Consider the following 10,659-nt stretch of genomic DNA (forward strand, 5'->3'; position numbering starts at 1 on the left):
TCCTCGTCCGGACACGCTAGGTTCGGGCCAAGGCTGGGCCTGACGGGAGGTGGAGATGTCGTCGGCGATTGTGTTTCTCTGGTGGGCGGCCATGTCGGCTTCGCAGGCGGTCGCGCCTCCCCCGCCGATGCCACCCCGGCCCGTGGGCTCCCAACTGCCTCCCCGGGAGAATGGTGAAAGGTGGGCCAGCTATACCAGCCCCCACGCCGAACCCGGCTACCGGTACTTCTACGACGACGGAACGGTCCGCGAGGTCGGGGACGAGGTCTTCGAGTTCCGTTTCTCCGTGCAGGGGCCGGATGTAACGACGATCTACAAATACCGGGTCGCCTGTCGCCAGAACGATGCCCTGTCGCTTCGGCGACTGACCGTGATCAGGGGCGATGTGGTCGAGCGGGATGTGAACTACGAACCCGGTGGTCAGCCATTCTCCCGCCCTGCGCCCAATACGGTCTGGGCGGACGTGGCCAACGAGACCTGTATCTAGTTCAGCTGCATCCGCACCCGGTCCACCGACAGCTGCCGGCGCGCCTCGGCGGGGTCGTCGACGCCGCGGGCGCGGGCGAGGGCTTCCAGCGCGCCGGTCAGGGCGCCCTGTTTCTCGCGGGCGGCGGCGACGTCCAGCCACGGACGGTGGTCTTCGGGATCGAGCAGGGCGCGGCGCAGGGCCGAGCGCTCGGCGCTCTCATAGTCCAGCGCCTTGAGGGCGCGGATGAAGAGCAGGTTCTGCAGACGGATCAGGCACTCGCGATCACTGACCGGGGCCATCAGCACGTCCAGCCGGTCTGCCACGTGGGGCGTCAGGCCGGCGCGCAGGGCCCGGCGGGTCAGCTCGGACGGCAGGACCAGCCGGCCCTGGCTGAAGGGATCCAGCGCCACCGGCCCCTCGGGCGTCTCGACGCGCAGCAGGAAGTGGCCGGGGAAGTCGACGCCCTGGCATTTGACGCCCGCCCGGCGCGCCGCGTCGATGTAGAAGACCGCCAGCGCCGCTGACAGGCCGCGCCGCCGTTCCGCGACGTCGATGACGTCGGTATTGCCCGGATAGTCGAAATTGATCAGGTCGCCATTCAGCCTCAGGTCGGCCGCCATGGTCTCGGTCAGGGCGTCGTCGGGGCTTTCCTCGCCGATCCGTTCGGACAGCCGCTGGGCCGCATTGGCCGCCAGCACGCGCACGGGTTCGGGGTCGCGGAACGGATAGTCGTGGATGGCGCAGGCGATCGCCGCCTCAAGCAGCGGGAAGTCGGCGTCGTCCGCCTGACCGGCCTCGGTCAGGAGCGCTTCTGCTTCGTCACGCGTCATCCCTCGCCCATCCCCAGGGAACCACGCCGCGACGATGGCGCGGAAATCGGCCGGGAGCCAGCGCCACCATATCGATTCTCAGCGCATGACCGGCCAAGCTGGGTCTTTGGCGCAACACTGCGCGGCCCGCCGACAACAGCCGATCGTACTGATCCGGGGTCAGGGCGCGGGTGGCGGCCTCAATGTCGGCGCGACGCTTGACCTCGACCACGGCCAGCGTCTTTCCGCGTCGCGCGAGAATGTCGATCTCGCCCGCGCGGGTCTTCAGGCGGAAGCCGAGGATCTGGTAGCCGCGCAGCATCAGCAATGCCGCCGCCAGCCATTCCGAGCGGTGCCCGGCCCGGTGCGACAGGCCTCCGAGCCGCACGCGCCAGCCGCGTTTCGCCCTCGCGACCTTCGGCGCCTTCAGCCGGGTCACGGGGCGAGGGGCCGTCACCGGCCCTGCAGCTCCAGCGCCCGTTTGTAGAGCGGCTTGCGGGGCAGGTTCAGCGCCTTCGACACCTCAGCCGCAGCCTCGCCGGGCGGCAGCCGTGTCAGGGCCTCGGTCAGGGCCGCATCGACGTCGCCCTCGGACGCCGCCTCCACCTCGCCCGGCGCGACGACGATGACGATCTCGCCCTTGGGCGACTGGCAACGCGGATCGACGGCCAGTTCGGACAGGGAGCCGCGCACGCATTCCTCGTACAGCTTGGTCAGTTCCCGGGCGACGGCGGCGGGACGCGGCCCCAGCACCTCGGCCATGTCCGCCAGACTGTCGGCCAGACGCGGGCCGCTCTCGAAGAACACAAGGGTCTGGCGGGCCGTGCGCAGCTCCTCCAGCGCCGTGCGGCGCGCGCCCGACTTCGGTGGCAGGAAGCCGGCGAAGGTGACCCGGTCGGCAGGCAGGCCGGCGATGCAAAGCGCAGCCAGCAGGCTGGACGCGCCGGGGATCGGATGCACCGGCAGACCCTCGGCGATGGCCGCGCGGGCGACGACGAAGCCGGGGTCGGAAACCATGGGGGTGCCAGCGTCGGACACCAGAGCCACGACCGCGCCCTCGCGCAGCCGCTCGACGGCGATCTCGGCGGCCCGGGCAGACGCATGGTCGTCGCACCGCTCCAGCTTCGCCTTCAGCCCATAGGCCGACAGCAGCTTGGCGGTCACCCGCGTGTCTTCGGCCAGCACCAGATCGGCGGCGGCCAGCACGTCCAGCGCCCTCAAGGTGATGTCGCGCAGGTTCCCGATCGGCGTCGCCACCAGATACAGGCCCGGCGAAACCGGACGCGCGGGCGGAACGACGGCGGGGAGGGACGCGGGCTCTGACATCGGCGGGACCGTGCCCGACGGGCGGCCCGCGCTCAAGGCCTCAGGTCAGCAGGGCCTTCAGGATGGCGTCCAGCACCGGACGGCCCCTTGCGGTCGCAGCGACCCGGTCGCCGGACCGGTCGAGGAAACCGTCGGCCAGCAGATCGGCGAGGCGTCCCTCGTCCGGGCTCAGATCCAGAGCGGCGAGGTCGGCCACGGTCACGCCCTCGACCGTCCTCAGGCCCAGCAGGATGCGCTCCTCGGCGGCCTCGTCCGGCGACTGGCTCTCTCGCTCGACCCACGGCGCACCCGCGTCGACGCCGGCGATGTAATCGGCGATCCCGCGATGCGCGACGGTCGCCGTCCTCGCCCCGTCCAGCGTCAGCCGGCCATGCGCGCCGGGGCCGACGCCGACATAGTCTCCGCCGCGCCAGACATGCAGATTGTGCGCCGACCGGGCGGCCTCGCCCCGCGCATGGTTGGAGACCTCATAGGTCTCGAACCCGGCCCCCTCGAGCAGGCCTTGCGTCGTCTCATAGAGTTCGGCCGCCAGATCCTCGTCGGGCGGGACCAGCGTCCCGCGGGCGAAGGCGCGGCCGAAGGCGGTCGTGGGTTCGATGGTCAGCTGATAGGGCGACACGTGCTCGAACCCCATGTCGAGCGCCTGTCGCAGTTCGTCGGTCCATGCGGCGACGGTCTGGCCCGGGCGGGCGTAGATCAGGTCGATGGACAGGCGGGAGAAGGCGCGGGCGGCCACGGCCACGGCGCGTCGGGCCTCGTCGGCGGAATGGTTGCGCCCCAGCGCCTGCAGCGAGGCGTCGTCCAGCGCCTGCACCCCCATCGACAGACGATTGATCCCGGCGTCGGACAGGGCGGAGAAACGACCCGCCTCGGCGTCCGTCGGATTGGCCTCCAGCGTGATCTCGATCTCGCCGCGCGGCGGGAACAGGGCGCGGGCGCGCTCGATCACCCGGCCGACCGCCTCGGGCGCCATCAGCGAGGGCGTGCCGCCGCCGAAGAAGATGGACGCCAGACGGCGCGGCCCGGTCAGGGCCGCCTGCGCTTCCAGATCGGCGACGATGGCCTCCGCCAGCGCCGCCTGCTCCGCTGTCTTCCCGCGATCGCGCACCACGTTGAAGTCGCAATAGGGGCAGATCCGGGCGCAGTAGGGCCAGTGGACGTAGAGGCCGACGTCGCTGCCGGGATCGGGAAAGGCGTCAGTCAATCAGCGCCGCCTTGAGCTTCTCGAACGCCCGCGCCCGGTGGCTGAGCGAGTCCTTCACGGCCGGGTCCAGCTCGCCGAAGGTCTGGCTGTGGCCCTCGGGAATGAAGATGGGGTCGTAGCCGAAGCCCCGGTCGCCGCGGGGCGGGAAGGTCAGCAAGCCGTCGACGCGGCCCTCGACCACCACGGCCGGGCCATTGGGCCAGGCCACCGCGAGCGCAGAGGTGAACCAGGCGCGGCGGTCATCCGAGCCGATCTCCTCCAGCCGCTCCTCCACCTTGCGCATGGCGAAGGCGAAATCCTTGTCCGGCCCGGCCCAGCGGGCGGAATAGATGCCGGGCGCCCCGTCCAGCGCGGCGACGGACAGGCCGGAATCATCGGCCAGCGCGACCTCGCCCGACAGGTCGGCGGAATGGCGGGCCTTCAGCAAGGCGTTGCCGACGAAGGTGGTCTCGGTCTCGTCCGGCTCGGGGATGTCGAGGCTCCCGGCAGTAACCACCTCGTAATGTCCGCCCAGCAGCGCCCGGATCTCCGGCACCTTGCCAGGATTGTGGGTGGCCGCGACGATCCGCATCCCCTTGATCAACTTCAACATTTTTGCCTCAAGCGCCGCCGTTACGTTTCATTGCACAAGTTTAATATCGTTAAACGATATGTAACATGACTTCCATGGGTGCACGTCCTATCTATTATCTCAAGAACGGACGCCGCGACGTTCCCCGATCAAAACCGTAACCGGCAAGATCGACCAGCGGAGCAACGAAAAAGGGGTGAAAAACACCTCTCATCTCAGGACCGACGGAGAACGACAATGTCCACCATGAACGCTTCCTACTTCATCGAAAAGGTCGGCCACGGCGTGCTGAACACCTTCCTTCTGGCCGCTCTGCCGACCGCTCTGGTCGCCACGCTGATCCAGGGCCTGTAATCCAGTCCGGCTTACGGAGCTTTGACGATCGGCATGACAACCGCGAAGAATAAGACCGCGCGTGGGTTCGCCGGACCCCGCGCGGCGATCGCGCCCCGACGTCCGGCCTGAGAAAGGCTCTCTCATGCGCGTCCCGAAGATGCCTGCACTCGGGATACGCCTGCCCCGGACCCCGGATCTGCCGGGTCTGACGCCGGGGTCGATGACCCGCCTGCTGGACGCCGCGCTCGGCGCCGCCTTCTGGGCCCTGGCCCTTGCCGCCGCCGCCGTGCTGCTGGCCTTCATCTTCACGACATTCGTTCCGCTGGGCCCGATGGGTCTGACGGTCACCGCCGGCGACGAAGGCACCACCGTGCCCGTGCCGCGCGCCTACATCCTGTTCGCCCTGGGCGCCATCATCGCCTACCTCGGCGGCTTCGCCCTGGTGCTCCGGCACCTGCGCGCCATCGTGCGCACCCTGCGCATCGGCGACCCGTTCGACCCCGGCAACGTTTCGCGTCTGAAGCAGATCGGCTGGACCCTGTTCATCGTCACCGGCGGCTCGTGGGTGGGCCAGACGCTGGTGTCGCGACTGGTCCGCGGCGCGCTGGAGCCGCCCAGCCCCTTCGATCTGGTGACGCCCGCCTTCTCGGTGCTGGTCGTCTTCGTCCTGGCGCAGGTTTTCCGCGAGGGCGCCCGGCTGCGTCGCGAATCCGAATTAACGATCTGACCCGCCTGAGCTAAAGCATCACAATGGCCATCCGCGTACAGCTTGATCGTATCCTTCTCGAACGGCGCATGTCGCTGACCGAGCTGGCCGACCGCGTGGGCGTGACCCTGGCTAATCTGTCGATCCTGAAAACCGGAAAGGCTCGGGCGATCCGATTCACGACGCTGGACGCCCTGTGCCGCGAGCTGAACTGCACCCCCGGGGACCTCCTCGGCTATGCGCCCGGCCCGCAGGACCCGGGCGGCGAGGAGACCGCCGGCGAATGAGCCGTCGGGACGACCTGAGCCCGGACGATCGCCGAATTTGGGCGCGGATCGCAGGCTCGGTCACGCCGCAGGTTCGCAAGAAGGCCGCCCGGTTGATCGTCGGCGCGGTGGAGCCCGATCCGCCCGCCGCGCCGCGCCCGACCGGCAAGGCGAAGCCGAAGGCGGCGAAGCCTGCGCCTGTCCCCATGCCCGTCTTCGCTCCACCGCCCCAGCCGGCGCGCAGCCGCGGCCTGCCCGAGGAGCTGGAGCCGCGCCGCAAGCGCCGACTGTCGCGCGAGCGCGACCCGATCGAGGCGAAGATCGACCTGCACGGCTATGGCCGCTTCCAGGCGCAGGATGCCCTGACGGCCTTCCTGATGGGCGCGCAGGCCCGCGGCTATCGCTCGGTGCTGGTGGTGACCGGACAGGGCCGGCGCGGCGGCACGGGCGTCATCCGCGCCTCGGTCCACGAATGGCTGACCGCGCCGGCCCTTCGCACCGTCGTCTCCGGCTTTGCCCCCGCCGCGCGGCACCACGGCGGCGACGGGGCGCTCTATGTGACGATCCGGAGGAGCTGACGCATGGCCTGTCTCGTCGCCATCCAGACCCTGACCGGCGAGTGGCGATCCTTCGTGATCGCGCACCCGTCGCAAAGGTTCGAGGGCGACGTCGATGTCATCGGCCGCAAGGTGCCGCCCTTACGCTATCTCCGGGCCTGGGACGGCGTGACGAAGACGGACGCCGTCCGATTGGCCAACACCCTCAAGGGCCTGCCGCCGGCGGATCGGAAAGAGGCGATCTGGAAGGCGTCCGAGGGTTTGCGGCTGATGGCCAGCGCCGGGACCGAGGCCTGATCAGGCCTGAAGCGTCAGCCCTTTGTCCTTCGCCAGCGTCTCCAGCGTCGTCATCGGGCGCGGGCCCCAGTGGGCGATGACTTCCGAGGCGGCCAGCGAGCCCAGCTTGCCGGCGTCTTCCAGCGACAGGCCGCGGGCGAGGCCCAGCAGCAGGCCGGCGGCGTACTGGTCGCCGGCGCCCGTGGTGTCGACGACCTTGTCGACCGGGAAGGCGGCGACCTTGACCCGTTGTTCGCCGGCGATGACGACCGAACCGTCGGCGCCGCGCGTCACGGCTGCGACCTCGACCATTGCGGCCAGACGGTCGGCGGCGGCGTCGAAGTCGGTCTCGAACAGGGCGGCCAGCTCGGCCTCATTGGCCAGAACGATGTCGGCCGAGGCCTCAATGAACTGCAGCAGTTCGGCGCGCCAGCGGTTTACGACGAAGCTGTCCGACAGGGTGATGGCGACCTTGCGCCCGGCCGCGTGGGCGGCGGCGGCGGCGGCCTCGAAGGCGGCGCGGGCCGGGGCCGGGTCGAACAGATAGCCTTCCAGATAGACGATGGCCGAGGCGCCGATCAGGTCGGCGTCGATGTCCTCGACGGTCAGCTGGTTCGCGGCGCCCAGGAAGGTGCACATGGTGCGCTGGCCGTCATCGGTGACGTTGATCATGCACACGCCGGTGCCCTGACCGGTCGCGGCGCCGTTCTGCAGCGGCGGGGTGTCGAAGTGGACGCCAGCGGCGGTGATGTCGTGGGTGAAGACGCCGCCCAGCTGGTCGTCGGCCACCTTGCCGATATAGGCCGCGCGGCCGCCGAAGCTGCCGACGCCCGCCACCGTATTGCCGGCCGAACCGCCCGAGGCTTCCACACCCGGCGCCATGGCGGCGTAGAGCGATGCGCTGCGTTCGGCGTCCACCAGCTGCATCGACCCGGCCACGAGGCCCTGGGCGTCGAGGAAGGCGGGCTGGCAGGGGGCGAGGACGTCGACGATGGCGTTGCCGACGGCGATCACGTCATAGGTGGGGGCGCTTTGGGTCATGGCGCCCCTTAGCCGAGCACGATCCGAAGTTCCATAAGGAAAACCTTATGTGTCTGCCCGACCCGCGATATGAGGGTCGCATGACCCGCATCGCCGTTCTCACGCCCGACCCCGCTGATCCGTCCTATTCTGGCCAGTGGCCCGGTGTACTGGAGCGCCTTCAGGGGGCGCTGTCTGGCGCGGGGATCGAGGCGACGCCGGTCCCCTGGACGGACCATATCGACGACGCGTCCGGCCTGACCGGCTATCCGCTGGTCCTGCCCCTGATCGTCTGGGGCTATCACCGCGATCACGACCGCTGGATGCAGGCCTGCCGGACGTGGGCTGAGGCCGGCGTGCGGATGCTGAACCCGGCCGAAGTGATCGGCTGGAACTCGGACAAGAGCTACCTCGGCCGGCTGGCGGACAGGGGCGTCGCCATTCCGCAGACGGTCTGGGTCGAGGGCGTGACCCAGGCCGACGTCGACGCGGCCTTCGACCACTTCGGCGTCGAGACCCTGATCGTGAAGCCGCGTGTCTCCGGCGGGGCCTGGAAGACGATCCGCCTGTCGCGCGGCGACCGGCTGGAAGGCGCTCCGGAAGGGCCGGCGATGATCCAGCCCTATCTGCCGACCATCGAAACCGAGGGCGAGACCAGCCTGCTCTTCTTCGGCGGCCAGCTCAGCCACGTCGTCAACAAGCGACCGGTCGATGGCGAGTTCCGCATCCAGGTCCAGTTCGGCGGCCAGTATGTGGCCCTGCCCGAACCGCCGGCCGGCGCGCTCGCGCTGGCTGAGCAGACCCTCGCCGCCCTCGACGAGGACCTCCTCTACGCCCGCATCGACATGGCCCCGGACGCCGACGGCGCCTGGCTGCTGATGGAAGCCGAACTGATCGAGCCGGACTTCTACCTGGGCTCCGAGCCGGAGGGCGGGGCTCGGTTCGCGGAGGCGGTGAAGGCGAGGCTGTAACCCTCTCCGATGGGAGAGGGCTTGAGCCTCCGGGAGCGAAGCGATCGGCAAGGCGAAAGGGTGAGGGTCGGCTGCTGCAGTCGGCGTGAGCCGCGACTCTGACGACAGTGCTACGGGTTGCGCCGACCGGCGTGATCGACCCTCATCCGACGGGGCTCCGCCCCGCCACCTTCTCCCATCGGGAGAAGGAAGCGCTACGCCGCCTCACCCAGCGCCGCCAGCCCCGCCCGGCTCGGGCACAGGTCATTGATCACGCAGGCCGAGCATTTGGGCCGTCTGGCCGTGCAGGTGTAGCGACCGTGCAGGATCAGCCAGTGGTGGGCCTTGGGCAGCCAGTCCTCGGGCACGACCCGGTGCAACTGGGCCTCGACCTTGTCGGGCGTGCCGGCGTTGGCCAGACCCAGCCGGTGCGAGACGCGGAAGACGTGGGTGTCCACCGCGATCGCCGGCTCGACGCCCATCTCGTTCAGCACCACGCTGGCGGTCTTCCGCCCCACGCCGGGCAGGGCCTGCAGCCCCTCGCGATCCAGCGGAATCTCCCCGCCATGCTGCTCCAGCACGATCCGGCTCAGGGCGATGACGTTCTTCGCCTTGTTCCGGTACAGGCCGATCGAGGAAATGTAGGGGATCAGCCCTTCCTCCCCCAGCGCCAGCATCTTCGCCGGGGTGTCGGCGACCTTGAACAGCCGGTCGGTCGCCTTGTTGACCCCGACGTCCGTGGCCTGGGCCGACAGGGCGACGGCGACCACGAAGGTGAAGGGGTTGGTGTAGTTCAGCTCGGTCTTCGGGTCCGGCATGAAGGTCGCCAGCCGTTCGAAGATGGTCTCGACCCGGTCCTCGTCCGGCGGCCAGCGCAACATCGGGATCGCCGCGCCGGTCATCACGGCGGGACGCTTGGGCGCGGGTGTCTTTCGGGCCTTGGCCGGCGGCTTCATGCCTTCTCGTCGCCGGGCGCCGGGCCAGCGTCAAGACCGATGGCCGCCAGCGCCTCGCGCGCCGCCCGCTCGCCCTCCATCCACGCCCCGTGGACCGTGCCGTAGAAACCGTCCGCCGTCGCCTCGCCGGCGATGAAGATGCGGTCCTCGATCGGGCGCTTCAGCCGCGCGCGGTCGTCGGCGTGGCCGGGCAGGGCGTGGGAATAGGCCCCCAGAGACCACGGATCGGCGCCCCACATCGAGGCGACGACCGGCTCAAGCCGCTTGCGCATGTCGGAGCCCAGAAGGTGGACCAGCTCGTCGCTGGCGAAGGCATGGAAGGCGACCGGCCCCTCGGCCTCCAGCTGCCGCGCGATGTCGCCGCCAAACCAGGCCTCGATCATCGGCCGGCCGAACGGACGCAGGTGATAGCCGGCGGTGTCCGCCGTATCAGTCCGCCCCCACAGCTGGCTGTCGGGCGGGAAGTCCTGATGACCAGCCACCGTCATGTGCAGCTTGGACGCCAGCCCCAGCGGCAGGCCCGCCGCCGCCTCGACCACCGCCGGAAGGGGCGGATCGAACCGCAGATGCTCGCGGGCGACCAGGTCGGTGGGCACGGTGACGATGACCGCCCGCGCCTCGATGACGCCGCGCGGGGTGTGCAGTTTCAGCACCGGCCCCGAACGGTCGACGCGTGTCACCGGACACTCTGTGATCACAGGCAGGCGCTCGCCCAGATGCGCGATGAAGCGGCCATAGCCCTCGGCCACCCGCCAGTTCACGCCGGTGTCGCGATAGGCGTCGTAGTCGCGGATGGAGACCTGATCGAACCGCGCGCCGTTCAGGGCGCCGGAGATGGCGTCCATGCGCGGGTTCCACCGATCGCCCGCCTCGAACAGGCTGGACGCCGGACCTTCCTCGCCCTTCGCCGCGGCCTCGGTCACCCGCTCCTCGAAGGCGGCGAAGGCCTCGCGGAACTCGGCCTGCTCGGCCCGGCTCATCTCGTGGTCGAAGGCCTGCCGCTCCCACGGCGGCGGGGTGCGGTCAATGGTGAAGCCCTCGGCCTCGACCCGCTCGGCCAGCGGGTTCTCGTCGGCCGAGTGCAGCCAGCCGGCGCCCATGTCCAGCCCGATGCCGTCGAACCCGACCGTATGCGCCCGGCCGCCGATCCGCTCCCGCGCCTCGAGGATGGCGACCGTGATCGGCTGCCCCGCCACGGCGCGCGCCGCCGCGA

At 70.1% G+C, this 10,659-nt stretch carries 14 protein-coding genes; 6 read left to right on the forward strand and 8 right to left on the reverse strand.

Annotation, left to right across the window (positions count from 1 at the left end; translation table 11 throughout):
* Positions 1 to 55: 55 nt before the first annotated feature.
* Positions 56 to 487: a hypothetical protein gene (locus ABDZ95_RS04140; protein ID WP_343790801.1), complete on the forward strand. Its 432-nt coding sequence runs from the start codon at positions 56 to 58 to the stop codon at positions 485 to 487.
* Here the strand turns inward: ABDZ95_RS04140 and ABDZ95_RS04145 are convergent.
* From ABDZ95_RS04145 to rdgB, 5 genes are read right to left on the reverse strand one after another with little or no spacing between them, the layout of a single operon-like run.
* Positions 484 to 1,299: a SirB1 family protein gene (locus ABDZ95_RS04145; protein ID WP_343790804.1), complete on the reverse strand. Its 816-nt coding sequence runs from the start codon at positions 1,297 to 1,299 to the stop codon at positions 484 to 486. The two genes, ABDZ95_RS04140 and ABDZ95_RS04145, sit on opposite strands and share 4 nt — an antisense overlap.
* Positions 1,289 to 1,735, reverse strand: coding sequence for a YraN family protein (locus ABDZ95_RS04150; RefSeq protein WP_425542950.1), 447 nt, complete (start codon positions 1,733 to 1,735; stop codon positions 1,289 to 1,291). Before ABDZ95_RS04150 ends, ABDZ95_RS04145 begins: the two co-directional genes overlap by 11 nt.
* A complete protein-coding gene (rsmI, locus tag ABDZ95_RS04155; RefSeq protein WP_343790807.1) occupies positions 1,732 to 2,604 on the reverse strand; it encodes a 16S rRNA (cytidine(1402)-2'-O)-methyltransferase in 873 nt (290 codons plus the stop codon). Before rsmI ends, ABDZ95_RS04150 begins: the two co-directional genes overlap by 4 nt.
* Before the next feature lie 40 nt (positions 2,605 to 2,644).
* The gene (gene hemW, locus ABDZ95_RS04160) at positions 2,645 to 3,808 is read right to left on the reverse strand and encodes a radical SAM family heme chaperone HemW (RefSeq protein ID WP_343790810.1); all 1,164 of its coding nucleotides are present in this window, start codon (positions 3,806 to 3,808) and stop codon (positions 2,645 to 2,647) included.
* A complete protein-coding gene (rdgB, locus tag ABDZ95_RS04165) occupies positions 3,801 to 4,400 on the reverse strand; it encodes an RdgB/HAM1 family non-canonical purine NTP pyrophosphatase (RefSeq protein ID WP_343790813.1) in 600 nt (199 codons plus the stop codon). Before rdgB ends, hemW begins: the two co-directional genes overlap by 8 nt.
* Before the next feature lie 457 nt (positions 4,401 to 4,857).
* On the opposite strand from rdgB, the gene ABDZ95_RS04170 reads away from it, so the two are divergent.
* From ABDZ95_RS04170 to ABDZ95_RS04185, 4 genes are read left to right on the forward strand one after another with little or no spacing between them, the layout of a single operon-like run.
* Positions 4,858 to 5,442, forward strand: coding sequence for a DUF2975 domain-containing protein (locus ABDZ95_RS04170; RefSeq protein WP_343790816.1), 585 nt, complete (start codon positions 4,858 to 4,860; stop codon positions 5,440 to 5,442).
* A gap of 23 nt (positions 5,443 to 5,465) precedes the next feature.
* Positions 5,466 to 5,708: a helix-turn-helix domain-containing protein gene (locus ABDZ95_RS04175; RefSeq protein ID WP_343790819.1), complete on the forward strand. Its 243-nt coding sequence runs from the start codon at positions 5,466 to 5,468 to the stop codon at positions 5,706 to 5,708.
* A complete protein-coding gene (locus ABDZ95_RS04180) occupies positions 5,705 to 6,265 on the forward strand; it encodes a Smr/MutS family protein (RefSeq protein ID WP_343790822.1) in 561 nt (186 codons plus the stop codon). Before ABDZ95_RS04175 ends, ABDZ95_RS04180 begins: the two co-directional genes overlap by 4 nt.
* Before the next feature lie 3 nt (positions 6,266 to 6,268).
* On the forward strand, positions 6,269 to 6,541 hold the full coding sequence (locus ABDZ95_RS04185; protein WP_343790825.1) for a hypothetical protein: 273 nt from the start codon (positions 6,269 to 6,271) through the stop codon (positions 6,539 to 6,541).
* Here the strand turns inward: ABDZ95_RS04185 and ABDZ95_RS04190 are convergent, their stop codons facing one another.
* Positions 6,542 to 7,561, reverse strand: coding sequence for an adenosine kinase (locus ABDZ95_RS04190; RefSeq protein WP_343790829.1), 1,020 nt, complete (start codon positions 7,559 to 7,561; stop codon positions 6,542 to 6,544).
* An 80-nt stretch (positions 7,562 to 7,641) separates the two neighbouring features.
* On the opposite strand from ABDZ95_RS04190, the gene ABDZ95_RS04195 reads away from it, so the two are divergent.
* Complete coding sequence (locus tag ABDZ95_RS04195) at positions 7,642 to 8,511, forward strand: ATP-grasp domain-containing protein (protein WP_343790832.1); 870 nt, start codon at positions 7,642 to 7,644, stop codon at positions 8,509 to 8,511.
* 194 nt (positions 8,512 to 8,705) lie between these two features.
* On the opposite strand, the gene nth is transcribed toward ABDZ95_RS04195, so the two are convergent.
* Together nth and ABDZ95_RS04205 are read right to left on the reverse strand one after the other, a co-directional pair.
* Positions 8,706 to 9,446: an endonuclease III gene (gene nth / locus ABDZ95_RS04200; RefSeq protein ID WP_343790839.1), complete on the reverse strand. Its 741-nt coding sequence runs from the start codon at positions 9,444 to 9,446 to the stop codon at positions 8,706 to 8,708.
* The coding region (locus tag ABDZ95_RS04205; protein ID WP_343790842.1) for a flavin monoamine oxidase family protein at positions 9,443 to 10,659 on the reverse strand (1,217 nt) is incomplete at its 5' end. The genes nth and ABDZ95_RS04205, both read right to left, overlap by 4 nt.

The organism is Brevundimonas kwangchunensis, assembly GCF_039523815.1.
GTDB lineage: Bacteria > Pseudomonadota > Alphaproteobacteria > Caulobacterales > Caulobacteraceae > Brevundimonas > Brevundimonas kwangchunensis.

Coding starts and splice junctions, on each gene's coding strand:
- ABDZ95_RS04140 (WP_343790801.1), top strand. CDS start 56: ATGTCGTCGGCGATTGTGTTTCTCTGGTGGGCGGCCATGTCGGCTTCG.
- ABDZ95_RS04145 (WP_343790804.1), bottom strand. CDS start 1,299: ATGACGCGTGACGAAGCAGAAGCGCTCCTGACCGAGGCCGGTCAGGCG.
- rsmI (WP_343790807.1), bottom strand. CDS start 2,604: ATGTCAGAGCCCGCGTCCCTCCCCGCCGTCGTTCCGCCCGCGCGTCCG.
- rdgB (WP_343790813.1), bottom strand. CDS start 4,400: ATGTTGAAGTTGATCAAGGGGATGCGGATCGTCGCGGCCACCCACAAT.
- ABDZ95_RS04170 (WP_343790816.1), top strand. CDS start 4,858: ATGCGCGTCCCGAAGATGCCTGCACTCGGGATACGCCTGCCCCGGACC.
- ABDZ95_RS04175 (WP_343790819.1), top strand. CDS start 5,466: ATGGCCATCCGCGTACAGCTTGATCGTATCCTTCTCGAACGGCGCATG.
- ABDZ95_RS04180 (WP_343790822.1), top strand. CDS start 5,705: ATGAGCCGTCGGGACGACCTGAGCCCGGACGATCGCCGAATTTGGGCG.
- ABDZ95_RS04185 (WP_343790825.1), top strand. CDS start 6,269: ATGGCCTGTCTCGTCGCCATCCAGACCCTGACCGGCGAGTGGCGATCC.
- ABDZ95_RS04190 (WP_343790829.1), bottom strand. CDS start 7,561: ATGACCCAAAGCGCCCCCACCTATGACGTGATCGCCGTCGGCAACGCC.
- ABDZ95_RS04195 (WP_343790832.1), top strand. CDS start 7,642: ATGACCCGCATCGCCGTTCTCACGCCCGACCCCGCTGATCCGTCCTAT.
- nth (WP_343790839.1), bottom strand. CDS start 9,446: ATGAAGCCGCCGGCCAAGGCCCGAAAGACACCCGCGCCCAAGCGTCCC.